Below are 16,807 nucleotides of genomic sequence, written 5' to 3' on the forward strand. Positions count from 1 at the left end.
TTTAAAATACACTTTCCTACCTAATTGGTACTTAGTTTACTCATTTTCACCTAGGTATTTATTTAGCAAATACCCAGTTCTTCCTTGATATTGTTTTAAGTATTCTTCTAAAAATTTATAGTATTCTTTATTATTTAGTGATGCTACTGAATGTCTGCCATAGAATTCTTCATAAGCCCCCTGAACTAAGATTTCCATTGTTGCTCTCAATGTAGAGTCTTGTATTCCTTGCACAAACTCTAAGTCACCTTGATATTCTGCTTTAACTATATTAATAGTAGCTAATCTATAGAGGTAATAATTATATAGTGGTGCTATTTCCTTACATTCAAATAACTTATTTTGCTTTTTTACCACCTGCATGATTCTAATTAAAATAAATAATATAATTGTAGTTAATATCTTTATCTCATTAATTTGCTTATCTGAAAGTAATTTTGACTTAACTATATCACTTTTATTTGCTAGCTCTATGTCTTCTTTTTCATCTTTGGGTTTACGGATTTTATTTGTCTCCACCTCACCACTAGTGACAAAGTTTTTTTGAGCTTCGCGAAGTTCTTCTAATTTCCTTTGTAATTCTTCTGATGCGGTGGGCGATGCATCCGCTACGGTCCACATATTTGAATATGCTGAAGTTCCAAGCAATACTTCACACCAAGCATGAGCATCAGCGTTAGTCACACTATATAATGCGCCTCTTTCCTCTCTCTTGATTGGAGTTTTAAATCCCTCTACATACCTTGCTGGCACTCCTGCAATTCTACACATTACTGTCATTGCTGTATTAAAATAAGTACAATATCCCTTTTTCTCCTTAAATAAAAAATAATCAATGAATTCATCACCTTCAGGCACTACAGCAACCTGCATATCATAAACATAATTTTTAGTTAAGTAATTCTTAATATCCAGTACCTTCCCTATGCTATTTTGAGAGTTTTTTGTTATTTCGTAAACTAAGTCATATATCCTATCTGAAATATTTTCTGGAACTTGCAAATACTCACTATATTCTTTTACCATTTCAATATCTTCACCTTTTGTAGCTTCAAATCTATCTTCCTTACTAGCAACACCATGTAAAATTCTAGGTTTTGGCTGCAATAAATAATCCATCGGCACCCGGTCTTCAGTTCTTAAGAATTCACCTTCTACTAAAACCCTTTCTACGCTCTTCTTTTCAAATTCTCGCACATTTTCAATAGTATCCATTAGGTTTTCATATTCATAAAAGTCTACATTATATTCTTTTAAAACTAATTTCCCACTTAAAACTGTTGGAATTTCATCGCAAAACAATGTTCCTTCCACCCCCGATACAGCAAATGTATTGTTAGGTACAAATATTGTATTGGTTTTGAATTTTGTGTAAGGGTATATGGTGATTGTATTTTCCCTTCTATTCATAACCTCTCCATGCTCTATATTGCCTATATATTTACCACTTAGTGTTTTAGAATAATTCTCATTAGCTTTACTCCACTTACCGCCATCATAAAAATCATTAACATTACCCTTTAGATAATACGGCTTATCACTTTTCACTTTAAAAACTTCCTGATAATTTATAGAAATAGGACCACCTAATTTTTTTTCATTACCTTTATAACCGGAATTAGACAAATCATATTTACCTTTACTATCTGGGAATGTTTCAGATGCAAACTCATTGTTGAAATAATTATTAAAGGAAGTAAAGCCTTTCCCTTTATATTCCTGTGGTAATATAACTGTTAATTTAGCAATTATCAATGACACTGCAACTCCATAAATTAAAATATAGCTAAAGTTTAAAGATATCTTTACTCCTTGATCCTTGTATTCCCTAATCTTTTTTATGTAGGCCATAATAATAAACGTAAATAAAGAGATAAAAATATATGCAAATAGATAATCTTTAACCACTGCATAAGAACTAGAAAACCATAGTGAAATAACCACTGCAAGAGATATCATTAATATGAATTTCTTAGCAAATCTAAATGTTATCCACAAAATCAAAGTAGTAATTAAAGGAATTATTAACATAACTATGATTTTATATTGATAAAAATAAGTAATATCTCCTTTGTATATAAGATCATTTAAAACAATAATATTGTTCACAACGTAGTTGTGGAACATTCTATTTACAGCTTCTGCTTTCTTAATATATAAAACAGACCCCGCACTACATATTCCAATTGTAAAAAAAAATCTATAAGCTCCTTTTCTAAGTACATAATTATAAAACCAATAAATTAAAATACCTATTAAAAATAATAAACCGGTAAGTTTATAATCAAAATTCTTAATTTTCATACCTTTTTCTAAAAGTATTAAAATAAAATTAAAATTTATGCAGATTAGAACTATATATATGAGTTTTTCCTTTATCCACCTCACTTCTTCACCTTCCCTCTATGATTTCCTTAAAACGAATGCATTCTATTCCTAGATTTTTAAGAAGATTAATATTTTCAGATTCATGTAAGGAATTTCCATGGTAAAACAAATTGATCTTATATCCCATTTTCTTTAAATTCATAAGGGTATCCCTTAAGTTATCATCTATAGTTATACTTATAACTCCTATCCAATTTCCCTTAGGTATGTGTCTTAAATTTAGTTTTATAAAGTTAGAAAAATCCGTGGTAGCATCACTTTTAGACTTTAAAAAGTACTCCATAACTCCTGTAAAGTCATCTTTAAATTCCACTTCTATATTCTTTTGTTCTTTGGCATGTATAAATAATCTGGTTTTAATTCTAGCATTCATCATGTACTTAGTTAAAGATACAGAAAAATCAACCATATCTTCCTCTATAATTTCACTTACATCATTACGCAAATTATTGTTATGCATATTAACGAGTAGATTACATTCCTTCCCAGAAATTGAATCAAAATTCTTTACATACATCTCTCCGTGTTTAGCGCTTAATTTCCAATGTACTTTTTTAAGATTGTCCCCTACATTATACTTTCTTATGTCCTTAATTAATGTAAAATCATCAATTCCGCTTTTGCTATTAATGAGATTTTCATAACTATGGCGTCCAGTTAAGTTTACATCACTTAAATCGTATACTTTTGGATATACTATTATCTTTAGTTTATTATAAATATTTTTTCTAGATTTAAAAATATTAAACAAGTCATTGGTTTCAATTGATATATGTCCAAAATCATAAACTCCTCTTTTTTTAAAAAAAATTTTGGTAGTAATCCACTTGTTATTGTTAAGTCCTAAAAAAACCAAATCACCTTGATAGCCATCTATTAACTGAGAAAGCACCTTACTTTTAACGTAAACATATGGGATTGGTATTAATCCTAAATTTTCTACTATAATTGAAATACTTGTACTATCAGAAACATTATAAAACCTACTGTCATATTTGAATTTAGCATGTATATTCTTGTTAGCTATATGCATATAACACATTCCCAGTACTATAGTAATTAAAACCATATAAAATATTGAATAGGGCAGATTACCTCCCGATACATAAGCAAATCCAAAAGCCACTATGCTCAGGAATACAATTTTTTTATTTACCTTAATCATACTACTTCACCTTAGGAACTTGAATTGTTCTTAAGATATCTGAAATCACTTGCTGTGTAGTATAATTGTTAGCCCTAGCTGATGAAGTTAAAGTAATTCTATGACTTAACACAATTGTCACATTTGTCTTTATATCTTCTGGTATAACATAATCACGTCCATTTATCATTGCAGTTGCTTGTGCCACTCTTTGTAGCGCTAAGGATGCCCTTATGCTTCCCCCTAGGAGTATAAAACTATTATTCCTAGTTGCACTAACTATTTTTACTATGTATTCATTTAATTCCTTCTCCACATGTATATCTCTTACTCTTTTCTGAAGGTAAATAATATCCTCATCCGTGGCAACCGGTTTTATTTCTTCAATAGGATTACTTTGTCTATATAAATCTAGTATGTCTACCTCAGCCTCTGAATGAGGATATCCTATATTTACTTTAATCATAAATCTATCTAGTTGTGCTTCTGGCAATGAGAAAGTCCCTTCGTATTCTATAGGATTCTCCGTTGCCAGAACTAAAAAAGGCTCTCTTAATTTATATGTAATTCCAGCCTCTGAAATTTGCTTTTCTTCCATTGCTTCAAGTAATGCAGACTGTGTTTTAGGCGATGTCCTATTTATCTCATCCGCTAGTATTATATTGGAAAATATAGGACCTTTGTTAAACTCAAATTCCTTGGTTTTTTGACTATATATAGATACTCCAAGAATATCTGAAGGTAAAAGATCAGGTGTAAATTGAATTCTACTATAAGACAAACTTAATGATTTTGCTAAGGCTTTTATAAGTGTGGTTTTTCCTACCCCAGGAACATCCTCAATTAAAATATGACCATTAGCTAATATTCCTTTTAGAATATTATAAATTTCAACTCGCTTCCCCAATATAACTTTCTCCATGTTACATGCAATTCTTTCAATTAATTCCACTTCCTTTATCATGATATATCCCCCTCATTATACTTTAGATTATTAACACCGTATCAGTATGATATTTTATAATATCATATTATTCATTATTTATCCATTAATTCAATTATTAACTTACTACTCCACTGCAATAATACGTTGCAATTTTCAAATTAAATCATCATTTAGATCACTTATAAAAGTATTGTAATAGTAAAAAAACATAACGCTAATTAAAGCGTTATGTTTTTTTATCATATTTATTATTGTACTGCTGGAACATTTGGAACTGGAGCTAATGTTTCCTTTTTCTTAGTACCCTCTTTTATAATACCATTTATAACCTTATAAGTATCATTGTTTATAACTTGAGTATTAATCAAAACACCATTTTCAAAGGTTTTCCTAGTAACTCTAACTTTATATCCCGTATAAGCCTTCTGAACGATTTCTATTTCACCTTCATACTTAGTTGGATCTGGTATCTTTTCTGTCTTTGGCTCAATACTTTCTAGTATTTCATTTGAAACTGTATAAGTTTTTTTAGCTAATGCAGAATTAGAATAAATATTAAAATAAAGATTCCTGTTTGATACATATCCTTCAATAAATATTGGATAAGTGTAGTTATTCTTAAACTTATAGTCAAGATTGCCATAATCAACTGTGGCATCCTGTCCTATTGGAATATAACCCGAAGGGAAGGTATGATGAGTTCTTTCTACTGATATAATATCAGTTCCAAGAATTGCATTATACAAAGTTGATGAAACTTGACATATTCCTCCACCAAGCCCCTGCTCTAATTTATCTCCAACTATTACACCTGCAGATTGATATCCTCTTTGCTGTGTTCTTTCCCCTACAATTCCATTAAAGCTAAATACATCTCCTGGCATAAGTAGTGTACCGTTTATACTTTTAGTAGATAACCCTATATTTATCGCTCTTCCCTCTGCTGAACTTTCAAAGTTCGTGCTAAAGCTTGATATTCTTTTATCTATTGTATTTAATGTAGCAGCTGTAACCTTGGGCTTCACTTCTTGTATTGCAGCCTCTATACTTACAGTAGCTTCTGAAAGAGAACCATTAATTTTACTTTTGATGTCAGCTTTTAATTTTTCTACTTCTAGTTGCTTTCCAACTACGTCATTAGTAACGTTAAATACCCCACTACTTACCATTGTTATAGTTGCATCTACAGCCTTTTTATTTGTGTCTTTTACTATTTGTTCTATTGTCTGATCAATATATTTATCATTGTATTCAAACTTTAACTCTATTTGCCTTTGAACAGGATTTTTTATAGCTTTATATTTTTCAAACATATTCATGTCTTTTCCATAGCTAACTGCTTCCTCTAAGGCTTCATTGATATTATATTTTGCGTCAAGTTTTGAATAATCCAAGGAATATTTCTTGTCTCCAGCCACTATATTGATCTTTTTCTTAATGATCTGACTTGAATACTTGTCCTTTATTATATCTTGAGCTTCTTCCTTAGTTTTACCTGTTAAATCTTCATTTCCTATTTTAACCTTAGGCAAAATAAGGGAACTCCATTGTTTCACTTTAACATAAGAGTAGCTAGTAAATGTAATGGTACCTAACAAAACTAAAACTCCTAGTACTATAATTGCTTTTTTCTTCATATAGAATCTCCTTTCTACTCAAAAATATTATACTACACAAGCGCTAATATTTCTATATGCTTTTATCCTTGTAACCTACTTGTAACTAATTCCTCAGCCTATGTTTATTGTAAGTATTACTACTTTCTTCTTCCCTACATAACACCTTTTGTTAACCATTAATAATCTTTTTATTTTAATTCCACCTCTTCTATGGTAAAATTATTCCAATACTAATTCATTTTTGAGGAGTGATAATATGACTTACAATGAAGAAATAATTAAAGGTTATTTAAAAGACATTCTATCAATATCAAGCCCTTCCGGTTATACTGAAAAAGTTATGGACTATATAAGGAAAGAACTTATCATTCTGAATGCACCACATTTTACTACTAATAAGGGTGCAGTTGTAGTTACTTTAAAGGGTAAAAATGATGATTATCAAAGAACACTTTCTGCTCATGTTGATACCCTGGGCGCAATGGTTAAAAAAATCAATGCCACTGGATCTTTAGGCCTTGAACCTATTGGTGGATTCATGATGAATTCAATCGAAGGTGAAAACTGCACCATAGAAACTATTGATGGTAATACTTTTACTGGAACTATACAAAGTATAAAACCTTCGGTACATATTAGTGGTGGCGAAGCCAGAGAACTTAAAAGAATTCCAGAAAATATGGAAGTAATTCTAGATGAAAAAATTTCTTCGAAAAAAGAAGTTGAAGAACTAGGAATAAGCGTTGGTGATTTTATTTGTTTTGATACAAGAACCCTCTTTACTGAAAAAGGTTTTATAAAATCTAGACATCTAGATGATAAGGCTAGTGCTTCCATTCTTCTATATGCTATAAAACACATAATCGAAAACAATATAGAACTTCCATATACCACCAATATATTTATTAGTAATTATGAAGAAGTTGGCCACGGTGCATCAGCTTCAATGCCAGAAAAAACAAAAGAATTTGTATCTATAGACATGGGTTGCCCAGGTCTTGATCAAAATTCATCTGAATACAGTGTTTGTATATGTGCTAAAGACTCATCTGGTCCCTATGATTTAGGACTTAGAAAAAAATTAGTAGACATATGCAAAAAAGAAAACATAGATTATAAAATAGATACTTATCCATTCTATGGTTCTGATGCTTCTGCTGCCCTTCGAGCTGGTTATGATATAAAAACAGCTTTAATTGGAGCTGGAATTTTTGCTTCCCATGGATACGAAAGAACTCATATGGATTCCATCTTGTGTACTTTAGATTTAATAATCAAATACTGCATTTCAGAATAACACACAGTAAAATAAACATTTAAGAAGGCTAAACAATTATTAATTGTTTAGCCTTCTTAAATCTAGCTAATCAAGTTATTCTAATTATCTAGATTAAACTTAATTAATTCAAATACTTGTGCCTCATTATCTTTTCTAATAGCATATACTTCTTTATTAGTAGTGGACCAAATACTTTCATAGTAGCTGTATTTCACATCAAAATTATCATCAATATTGCTATTTCTTACAACTTGTGCCCAAGATTCAATACTGCTATTTTTAACATTAGTCTCTTTATTCGTTAACATACGAGCACCCTCGGTTGTTAAATCAAACACCCATAAGCTAGAAAGTCTTTTCTCAGCACTTTTGTCATTTCCTTTATTGTTAACATTATAGTTTTGGGGTTCATTTTCTTCTTTTGCATAACTAATTAAGTTACCACTAGCTGCGAAAGCTGGATAGCTTCCATTATCAATAAACATTTTGACTTTGGTATCTAATGTTAAAACATATATTTTATTTTCAGCTTCGTAAACTAACTTTTTACCGTCTTTGGATACCATAGGATTTCTTCCGTCTACAATTTTAGTAGTCTCTTGTCCGCTACTATTAGTTAAATAAATTGCTCCATTTGTTTCTTCAATAGCTCCATTACCTAGAGTCACTTTTTCTGCTTTATAATAAATTATATCATTATTTAGTGTAAGATTAGGTTTATTGATTATATGAACCTTTTCATTATAAGCCACTAATTTTTTCTCTTTTGAAGTTTCTATATCTTCGACATATATACCGCCACTCTTCACACTAACTAATTTCTTTTCATCAAATGAATATCTAGAATCATAAGATTTTAGAGTTTCAGTAGCTTCTTCTTTTAAACCATTCATCTTGGGTACTTCTATCGGACCCTTTACCTCAGTTGAACCACTACTGTTTTTAACTGGATTAACTATTTTTTTATTTATATCACTATCACTTTCTACTAAATTTATATTTCCTGCATCTTTAGTAATATTATCGCCATTTTTCGCAATTAAACTATTAGTGTCGATATCCTTTCCTGTTTCTGGTATAATTACTTGTTTAATTTTATCATTTTTATTTACAACAGGTTGGTTAGATTGCAACAAGTTTTTGTCTTTGCTACTATTTATATTGGAATCCTTTTGACTAGCTATAGACATAACTACTTCTGGTGCTGCTTCATTTTTAGCGACTATGCTTTTACTTTGAATATCAATAGTCTTTAATATAGTTCCACTTACAAATACACAAATCACAAATCCTGAAGCAATTTTAAAATATCTATTTTGCTTAAAGTTATTTTTATGTTTAGTAGGCTCTGCAACATCCTTATATTCATCTCCAAAGATTAATCTGCTTTTTAGATCATTTTTAAATTCCTGATCGATAACAATCTTTGCTGCATCATTGCACAATAATTCTTCTACATATAAATCATTTCTTACCAATTACATCACCTCCTAAACTATGTTCATAACTTTTCTTAATTTTCTTAATAGCCCTTGAAATAGTTGACTTTACCGTGTTTTCTGTTATATTTACTGTTTCTGCAATTTCCCTAAATTTAAGACCACCATAAAATCTTAAATAAATCATTTTTTTTGTTTCTTCTGGTAATTGGTCAATTATCTTCTTTACCCCATTAAACTCATCCCTAATAACAATATCTTCATATCCAAAATCTTCATCCCCTCTATCTAAAAAGTTTTCGATTGGGATAACCTTACTATTTTTTCTATAAAAATCTATAATAGTGTTATGAGCTATTCTAAAAACCCAATTTTTACTCTCGCTTACCTCGGTAATCTTGTCTTTGTTTTCATATATTTTAGTAAATACAGTAGCAATTATGTCTTCTGCATTCCATTTATTTTTTACAGAAACAAAAATATACCTGTAAACACAATCGTAGTACATATCATACAATTGTTCAAACTTTTTTGTTGACATCAAACAGTAACCCCCATTACAACTTGTTATTAAAATACAACTTGTTACTTACAATTCTTAATAATTTATTAATGTTTTATTAATGTTTTATTAATAAGTAGCATTTGTTATTTAAAACACGTATCGATTAATATACGTAGTTTATTATATTTAGTTGCATACTTTACCATCTTTCTAGTAATATATATGTAAAATATATAGCAACATTTAACAATATTATAACATAGTTATAGTAATACTAATAATAATTAGCAAATAAAGTTACTTGTTATTATAATAATTATAATATCTTAATACTTTATACAAAAAAACTATCCTATAATTTCCTTGGTTAGAGGAAGATTACGGATAGTTTTAATTTAAAGTTTACACAGATGCTTTAATTTTAGTTATCTACAAAATTTATGTTTGCCAATTACCTTTATAAGAGGCCTCGACCATATCCACTTATTGGTGGTTTTTGCAGGATTATAATAGAATACTGCCCCTCCAGATGGATCCCATCCATTTAATGCATCTCTTGCAGCCTTTACGGAGCTTTCTTTCAATTCTGCATTTATCTGCCCATCAACTATAGCTGTGAATGCTCCTGGTTGATAAATTACGCCTGCTATTGTAGATGGAAACCTTGCATCATTTGTTCTATTTAAGATAACTGCACCAACAGCTACTTGCCCTTCATATGGTTCTCCTCTAGCCTCACCATTTATTAATCTAGCTACTAAATCTACATCCTTATTATTGGTCACATTTTGACTAGAAGCTGAGCCACTAGATTGTGGTTTACTAGGAGCTATACCCATAGCAGCCATTGTTTGCGTTCCTGCCATTCCATCTACCTTTAGCCCGTTGTTTTTTTGAAAGGACTTAACAGAAACATATGTAAGATACCCATATATACCATCAACATTATCCTTATAATATCCCCATTGTTTTAATTTAGTTTGAATTTTTTTTACTTCCTCACCTCTTGAGCCATATTTATAAACCTGTGCTGTAGCTTGCTTATTAGAAATATTAAAATAAATTTCACTTGTAAAGTACCCTATCAAAACTATCATGACCATAGCACTGAATCTTTTAAGTATAAGTAAATGCTTTTTATTCTTCACATTTTCCCTCCCTAGATAGGTACCATTAAGTAAACAATGATTAGTATACTTATTTTGTTATTTACTTAAATGCCCCTAAAAATATATATGTTTTATAATGGTGTTAGTTTGTGCTAAATCAAAAAAAAAATACACAGTGTTACCATAGTAACACTGTGTACTTTATATGATTCTTTTAAGCTTTCTTTTCCACCGTGGAGATAATAATTCCTCAATTATGTCATTCATAATTACGATTCCACATAGCTTTTCTTCCTCATCTAACACTGGTATAGAAATGAGGTCATATTTTAATGCCAATTCAATGGCATCTTCAATGTCCTGACAATCTTTTATTTTGATAACTGTATCATCCATAATATCTTTGAGTTTTTGCTCTGGTGATGATAATACTAGGTTCCTTAAGGAAATAAACCCTTGTAATCTTTTATCTTCATCTATAATATAAATATAGTGCATAACCTCGTCTTCAGGTTGAAGCTCCCTTAGAATTTCTATGGTTTCACTAGCCGTAATATTAACATTAAAGGATATAAAATCCTTGTTCATTATGCTTCCAACAACCTCTTCTTCATACTCCATGAGGCCCCTTATTTCTGCTTCATCCTCTTTATTGAAATTCAAAAGAATCTTTTCTGCATCAACTTCATTCATTTCATCTAAAATATCAGCAATTTCATCATTGGGCATTTCATCTAAAATCTCATGAGCCCGCATATTATTTATAGTGCTCAAAATTGATGCTTGAACTTCGGGCTGCAACTCCTCAAGGGTATCTGCTGCCAAATCTTTATCTAAGCTTTCAAAAATTTTATTTCGCGCCTCAGTATCTAATCCTTCTAAAATATCCGCAAGGTCTGCTGGGTGAAGTTTAGTTAATTTTCCATAGGGCTTTGTTAATTTTAAATTATCATCCACCATCTCTAAGGATTGAACACTTTCCCAAGTAATACTACTCTCTTGCGGTTTCTTACCTAATATGCTGTAAATAGCTCTTATTAAGCCGTTTAATTTATACTTTCTAGTAATTGCAATAATTCCAGACTCTACAGATACAACTCTTATCTCTCCACCTATTTTATTCATGGTTAAGTCATTAACTTTAACAACTTTCTTACCATTAACATCAACTATTTGCTTATTGAGTAAATGTTTTGATAAAAGATATGAGAATTTTCTAGGGATTATATCCTTAACCCCTCTTACCTTTATAGTTATACCTTTATCTTCTTTCAATATTTCAATATTCCTAAATTCATAATTGAAGATTTCTCTTCCATTTTTAATTTTATATCCAATAACTCTTGGATATCCTTGCTCAGTAGTAACATAAATATCGAATAGCTTGCCAATGCTATCCTCAAGTTCATCATACACATTTTGATTTAGTATTTCGCTTAAAAAAAACTCAGAAATTCTTTCCATAGATATTCCTCCATTTTTGCAGGGAAATATCAAAAATAGTTCTTAACTCGCTAACTTTAAGCTACTAAATTAAACTATGTCAATCTCTAATGTAAGAAATCCCCTGCATATTAGTATTCATTTTTAAAATAAACTTTGACCTTCTAATTTGAGGGTCACCTTCCATTTGTTTTCACCACCTGTAAATATTTTGATTGTATGTTATTTGAATTTTATATTTTAACTTTAATATAAAAAATACTCTCTCTATTAGTATATTATAAATACCTCAAAATGCAACCAAAAAACATTTACATATCTTTACGGTTCATATTTTTCAATAGTTATGTTAATATTATTAAATATAGTTAACAGAAGACAACTGATCTGTTAAGGAGGCTTATATGATATTAAACAAGCAATTTTTACCTATTAGCATGAATGATTTAAAAGAGAGGAATATATCTCAATTGGATTTTATAATAATTACAGGGGATGCTTATATTGATCATCCATCCTTTGGAACTGCCATAATTGGAAGAACCTTAGAGCAAGAGGGATTTACTGTAGGTATTATAGCTCAACCTAATTGGGACAATGTAGATGACTTTAGAAAACTAGGAAGACCTAAATACGGGTTTTTAATAAATTCTGGCAATATTGATTCTATGGTTAATCACTATACTACTTCAAAGAAAAAAAGACGCACCGACCTTTATTCCCCAGGTGGTGAAATGGGTCATAGGCCTGATAGAGCTGTAATCGTGTATTGCAATAGAGCAAGAGAAGCTTTTAAAAATATCCCAATTATAATTGGTGGTATAGAGGCAAGTCTTAGGCGTTTTGCCCATTATGATTATTGGGACAATAAGGTTAGACGAAGCTTATTAATTGATGCAAAAGCAGATTTGCTAATCTATGGTATGGGGGAAAAAACCATAATTGAAATAGCTAATCTTTTTAGATATGGTATGACTATAGATAAAATGACCTCTATAAAAGGAACTGTTTATGCTTCAAAAGAAATTGATGGACTTTCAAATTTCATAGAAGTACCTTCCTTTGAGGCCGTTTCAGCAGATAAAGATATTTATGCTGAGAGTTACAAGCTACAATCCATGGAACAAGATGATATAAGAGGAAATACTATAGTGCAAAAACATAATGATAGATATGTAGTACAAAATCCTCCCCAACTATCTTTAACACAAAAGGAGATGGATACAACTTATAACTTACCTTATACTAGAACATATCATCCTATATATGAGGATAAGGGCGGTATCCCCGCAATAAATGAAGTTGAATTTTCTATAACTAGCCATAGAGGTTGTTTTGGTAGCTGCTCCTTTTGCGCTTTAACTTTTCATCAAGGTAGAGTTATTCAAAACAGGAGCCAAAAATCTATTATAGATGAGGCAAGACTTTTAACTACTTTAAAGAACTTTAAAGGATACATACATGACATTGGAGGCCCTACAGCAAACTTTAGGCATAGAGCTTGCAAAATCCAAGAGACAGTAGGAGTATGCAAAGATAGACAATGTTTGCACCCAACTCCTTGTAAAAATCTTATTATTGATCACACTGAGTATCTAGATTTATTAAAAAAGGTTAGGGTGCTTCCAAATATTAAAAAGGTCTTTATTCGTTCTGGAATAAGATACGATTATCTAATATATGATAAAAATCCTAATTTTTTTGAAGAATTATGTGAACATCATATAAGTGGACAATTAAAAGTAGCGCCTGAGCACATTAGCGACAAAGTGCTGGACCAAATGGGTAAATCCAAAAAAGAAGTGTATGACCGTTTTGTAAAAAAATACTTTGAGATAAATAAAAAGTTAAATAAGAACCAGTTCTTAGTTCCGTATCTTATGTCAAGTCACCCCGGAAGTGACTTAAAGGAATCCATTAAATTATCAGAATATATAAAAGAAATGGGCTACACTCCAGAGCAAGTTCAAGACTTTTACCCAACACCAGGTAGCTTGTCAACTACTATATACTATACCGGAATCAACCCCTTTACTAAAGAGAAGGTTTACGTTCCAAATGATCAAAATGAAAAAAATATGCAAAGAGCTTTGCTTCAATTTAAAAATCCTGAAAACTATAATGTTGTAAAAACAGCTCTAATAAAAGCTCAAAGGGAAGACTTAATCGGTTTTGATAAAAAATCCTTGATCCCACCAAGACCTATGAAATTAACTACTTCTAAGTTTTCAAGAAATAGTAAAGGTAAAAAATAGAGAAGCATACATGGCTACTTATTAACTTGTAGTCATGTATGCTTTTCTATTTTTCATAGCATGTAACGCCAACCTGTATACGTATATATAACCATATTTCACTATATTTTAGACCCTAATATTGATATCCCATCTTTTTCGCATTCTATAAGCAATGGAAAATCTGGTCCTCTTTCACCATCTATATCAGTAACAATATCCTCAAAACATTCTATTTCTAATCTATTAGTTTTAAAATAAATAATCCCTTCTACATCCTCTAAATGTTCACTTCTTAGCATCTTAATAAATATATTTAGAATATTTTTCATAATTCCAGCTTTTATTATAATTACATCTAAAAGACCATCGTCTACTCTAGCCTTATATGCTAGTTTTAAATTCCCTGCTGTTTGTCCATTAAACACCAGCATTAAGTACATATCTCCATCAAAAGTAAACTCAGCCGAGTTAACTTTTATTTTAAGCTTTCTAAAGTTAGGTAATTGCTCTATGCCCTTTACATAATAAGCAAGTTTTCCTATAGCATTTTTTAAATTAGAATCTATTTTTTGTGAAATATCTGTGAATAATCCTGTGCTAGCTACATTTAAAAAATATTTATCGTTTATTGTTCCAATATCTATCTTTTTAACTTCGCTTTTCAATATTTGATTACATGCTTCTTCTACATCTTGAGGCATTCCTATATATCTTGCAAAATCATTTGCAGTTCCCGAAGGAAGAATTGCTATAGGTAAGTCAATCTTTTTTTCTTTTATTAAATTTACTACGTTATCAACGGTTCCATCTCCACCAGCAATTAAAATATATCTGTAACTTTCATCTAAATCAATAAATGCATCTTCTAACGGGATTTCGAAGCTCATTCTATGTGGAACAATTATATGTTCATATTTTTGATGAATCATAATTATCTTGTCTAAATCTGATGCTATGGTATTCTCTCCAGAGTTCGGATTGTAAATAAATTTAACTTTATACATCTTATTATCTCCTATTACCCCTTGATTTTAATAATTTATTTATGTATAGTATAACTCTTTAAAAATGAATCCACAAGATTGATATTATCCTGTGGATCTTATTTATGGATAATAAAACACTTATTTAGCTTTTAAATTATAATATCCTATATTCTAAGAATTAATTGTGGAAGGTACAGAAATCTCACTTAATGCATCCCCTGTCTCTTCTTTAAGCTTTGATTGAACTGCTAAGTCTCCTAATGAAACTATACCAATCAATTTATTACTTTGAACAATTGGTAATCTCCTTATTTGCCTTTCACCCATAATCCTTATGGCATCATCCACATTCATGTTTGAGTCACCTAGTACTGGATTCGAAGTCATAATCTCTCTAACCTTTTGTGTTTTTATATCTTTATTTTCTGCTATACATCTTAAAACTATATCCCTGTCAGTTATAATGCCTACTACTTTTTCTTCCAAACCCACCGGAATAGCTCCTATGTTATGTTCCTTCATAAGCTTAGCTGCATGCTGTGCTGTGTCATCTACAGATAAACTTATAACATCCTTAGTCATTATTTCAGAAATCTTCATTTTATAACCACTTCCTTCTTAGTTTTTAGGGTACATAGAAATTTATTAATTATTTTATCTTATCCTTACATAATGTTTTTTATCCTTCATACTTAAGTATTATTATAAATTGAGGTATAATAATAACTGTGCTTTAATATAACTATAAGTTAATATAATAGTAAATCTTATACTGCAATTTTATTATTTTAGGAGTGATGCTTAGTGAAGAAATCTTCTATCCCAAATGTTCTCACCTTTGGAAACTTACTTTTTGGTTTATTGTCTTTATTAATGACCTTTCAAGCTAACTATAAGCTTTCTGTTATCTTTATATTACTAGCTGGTATTATGGATAGGTACGACGGACAAGTAGCTCGTCTTCTTCAGGTATCCAGCGATTTAGGAAAGGAATTAGATTCATTAGCGGATTTAGTCTCCTTTGGAGTTGCACCATCATTGCTTATATTTAATTTATACGAGTTCGTTTCTTTAGGCTATTTAGGTTATGTTTGTTTCTTAGTTTTTCCTATGGCTGGTGCATATAGGCTGGCACGATATAATAATTCTAAATTTGAAAATGTATATACTGGGATTCCTATTACCCTGGCTGGGATGCTTATAGCTCTTTATGCTTTAATGACTTTAAATGGAACGCATAACTATCCACTGACTATTGCTATAATGCTTATCCTTTCCTATCTTATGATTAGTAAATTCCAAATAAAAAAGGTGTGAAAAATTTTTCATACCTTTTTTATTCTTTTAATTTTAAATCCTCTTCAATTTCTGTTTCTATATATTCTATTTTAAGTCTGCATCTAATAACTTCTGTTTTAATCCTGCAATAATCCATGTAATTGTAACTAGCCTCATCTAATACCTTTATTGTTTTATCTATAATATCCCCTAAGTCATCAGCTCTTTTTAGTGCATCCTTAACCTCACCTTTTTTCGATAGTGCAATTCCATTTAATTCATCCGCACTACCTATTAATAGTCTATAAGAGTTAACTAGTTTTGTTAAAATATCTGCTAAATTATTTACATCACTGTAATAATTCTGTATTACTCTCCTCTGTGTCAAATAATCACCTTTTAGTCTTAATATTGATTAATTATATTGTTATATA

The 16,807-nt window shown here is 30.2% G+C and carries 14 protein-coding genes; 3 read left to right on the top strand and 11 right to left on the bottom strand.

The features are described from left to right. Nucleotides 1-36 precede the first annotated feature (36 nt). The 4 genes from LGK97_RS19950 to LGK97_RS11800 form a co-directional block, all read right to left on the bottom strand. Complete coding sequence (locus LGK97_RS19950) at nucleotides 37-2,388, bottom strand: transglutaminase domain-containing protein (protein ID WP_226259969.1); 2,352 nt, start codon at nucleotides 2,386-2,388, stop codon at nucleotides 37-39. 4 nt (nucleotides 2,389-2,392) lie between these two features. Further along, nucleotides 2,393-3,553: a DUF58 domain-containing protein gene (locus LGK97_RS11790; protein WP_226259970.1), complete on the bottom strand. Its 1,161-nt coding sequence runs from the start codon at nucleotides 3,551-3,553 to the stop codon at nucleotides 2,393-2,395. 1 nt (nucleotide 3,554) lies between these two features. Beyond that, the gene (locus LGK97_RS11795) at nucleotides 3,555-4,496 is read right to left on the bottom strand and encodes an AAA family ATPase (RefSeq protein WP_226259971.1); all 942 of its coding nucleotides are present in this window, start codon (nucleotides 4,494-4,496) and stop codon (nucleotides 3,555-3,557) included. A 230-nt stretch (nucleotides 4,497-4,726) separates the two neighbouring features. After that, on the bottom strand, nucleotides 4,727-6,115 hold the full coding sequence (locus LGK97_RS11800) for a VanW family protein (RefSeq protein ID WP_226259972.1): 1,389 nt from the start codon (nucleotides 6,113-6,115) through the stop codon (nucleotides 4,727-4,729). 238 nt (nucleotides 6,116-6,353) lie between these two features. On the opposite strand from LGK97_RS11800, the gene LGK97_RS11805 reads away from it, so the two are divergent. After that, nucleotides 6,354-7,394 (top strand): M42 family metallopeptidase, encoded by a 1,041-nt coding sequence (locus LGK97_RS11805; RefSeq protein WP_226259973.1) that lies wholly within the window; start codon nucleotides 6,354-6,356, stop codon nucleotides 7,392-7,394. 80 nt (nucleotides 7,395-7,474) lie between these two features. On the opposite strand, the gene LGK97_RS11810 is transcribed toward LGK97_RS11805, so the two are convergent. The 4 genes from LGK97_RS11810 to LGK97_RS11825 form a co-directional block, all read right to left on the bottom strand. Further along, the gene (locus LGK97_RS11810) at nucleotides 7,475-8,854 is read right to left on the bottom strand and encodes a hypothetical protein (protein WP_226259974.1); all 1,380 of its coding nucleotides are present in this window, start codon (nucleotides 8,852-8,854) and stop codon (nucleotides 7,475-7,477) included. Continuing rightward, nucleotides 8,841-9,356, bottom strand: coding sequence for an RNA polymerase sigma factor (locus tag LGK97_RS11815; RefSeq protein ID WP_226260013.1), 516 nt, complete (start codon nucleotides 9,354-9,356; stop codon nucleotides 8,841-8,843). Before LGK97_RS11815 ends, LGK97_RS11810 begins: the two co-directional genes overlap by 14 nt. 389 nt (nucleotides 9,357-9,745) lie before the next feature. Further along, the gene (gene sleB / locus LGK97_RS11820; protein WP_264175027.1) at nucleotides 9,746-10,423 is read right to left on the bottom strand and encodes a spore cortex-lytic enzyme; all 678 of its coding nucleotides are present in this window, start codon (nucleotides 10,421-10,423) and stop codon (nucleotides 9,746-9,748) included. Between the two features lie 207 nt (nucleotides 10,424-10,630). After that, the gene (locus LGK97_RS11825) at nucleotides 10,631-11,893 is read right to left on the bottom strand and encodes a magnesium transporter (protein WP_226259976.1); all 1,263 of its coding nucleotides are present in this window, start codon (nucleotides 11,891-11,893) and stop codon (nucleotides 10,631-10,633) included. A gap of 386 nt (nucleotides 11,894-12,279) precedes the next feature. On the opposite strand from LGK97_RS11825, the gene LGK97_RS11830 reads away from it, so the two are divergent. Next, nucleotides 12,280-14,127, top strand: a complete 1,848-nt coding sequence (locus LGK97_RS11830; RefSeq protein WP_226260014.1) for a YgiQ family radical SAM protein — start codon at nucleotides 12,280-12,282, stop codon at nucleotides 14,125-14,127. A 101-nt stretch (nucleotides 14,128-14,228) separates the two neighbouring features. Here LGK97_RS11830 and LGK97_RS11835 read toward each other — a convergent pair whose 3' ends face one another. Together LGK97_RS11835 and LGK97_RS11840 are read right to left on the bottom strand one after the other, a co-directional pair. Continuing rightward, nucleotides 14,229-15,113: a YegS/Rv2252/BmrU family lipid kinase gene (locus LGK97_RS11835; RefSeq protein WP_226259977.1), complete on the bottom strand. Its 885-nt coding sequence runs from the start codon at nucleotides 15,111-15,113 to the stop codon at nucleotides 14,229-14,231. A gap of 153 nt (nucleotides 15,114-15,266) precedes the next feature. Beyond that, the gene (locus LGK97_RS11840) at nucleotides 15,267-15,695 is read right to left on the bottom strand and encodes a CBS domain-containing protein (protein WP_226259978.1); all 429 of its coding nucleotides are present in this window, start codon (nucleotides 15,693-15,695) and stop codon (nucleotides 15,267-15,269) included. A gap of 204 nt (nucleotides 15,696-15,899) precedes the next feature. Between LGK97_RS11840 and pssA the strand changes: the two genes are divergently transcribed. Then, complete coding sequence (gene pssA, locus LGK97_RS11845) at nucleotides 15,900-16,412, top strand: CDP-diacylglycerol--serine O-phosphatidyltransferase (RefSeq protein ID WP_226259979.1); 513 nt, start codon at nucleotides 15,900-15,902, stop codon at nucleotides 16,410-16,412. Between the two features lie 19 nt (nucleotides 16,413-16,431). On the opposite strand, the gene LGK97_RS11850 is transcribed toward pssA, so the two are convergent. Then, entirely contained in the window at nucleotides 16,432-16,761 is a 330-nt protein-coding gene (locus tag LGK97_RS11850; RefSeq protein ID WP_226259980.1) for a hypothetical protein, read from the bottom strand. Nucleotides 16,762-16,807 lie beyond the last annotated feature (46 nt).

Source organism: Clostridium sp. CS001, from assembly GCF_020443565.1.
In the GTDB taxonomy this organism is placed as follows: domain Bacteria; phylum Bacillota; class Clostridia; order Clostridiales; family Clostridiaceae; genus Clostridium_AD.

Coding starts and splice junctions, on each gene's coding strand:
- LGK97_RS11790 (WP_226259970.1), bottom strand. CDS start 3,553: ATGATTAAGGTAAATAAAAAAATTGTATTCCTGAGCATAGTGGCTTTT.
- LGK97_RS11815 (WP_226260013.1), bottom strand. CDS start 9,356: ATGTCAACAAAAAAGTTTGAACAATTGTATGATATGTACTACGATTGT.
- sleB (WP_264175027.1), bottom strand. CDS start 10,423: ATGGTCATGATAGTTTTGATAGGGTACTTTACAAGTGAAATTTATTTT.
- LGK97_RS11825 (WP_226259976.1), bottom strand. CDS start 11,893: ATGGAAAGAATTTCTGAGTTTTTTTTAAGCGAAATACTAAATCAAAAT.
- LGK97_RS11800 (WP_226259972.1), bottom strand. CDS start 6,115: ATGAAGAAAAAAGCAATTATAGTACTAGGAGTTTTAGTTTTGTTAGGT.
- LGK97_RS11795 (WP_226259971.1), bottom strand. CDS start 4,496: ATGATAAAGGAAGTGGAATTAATTGAAAGAATTGCATGTAACATGGAG.
- LGK97_RS11805 (WP_226259973.1), top strand. CDS start 6,354: ATGACTTACAATGAAGAAATAATTAAAGGTTATTTAAAAGACATTCTA.
- LGK97_RS11835 (WP_226259977.1), bottom strand. CDS start 15,113: ATGTATAAAGTTAAATTTATTTACAATCCGAACTCTGGAGAGAATACC.
- LGK97_RS11840 (WP_226259978.1), bottom strand. CDS start 15,695: ATGAAGATTTCTGAAATAATGACTAAGGATGTTATAAGTTTATCTGTA.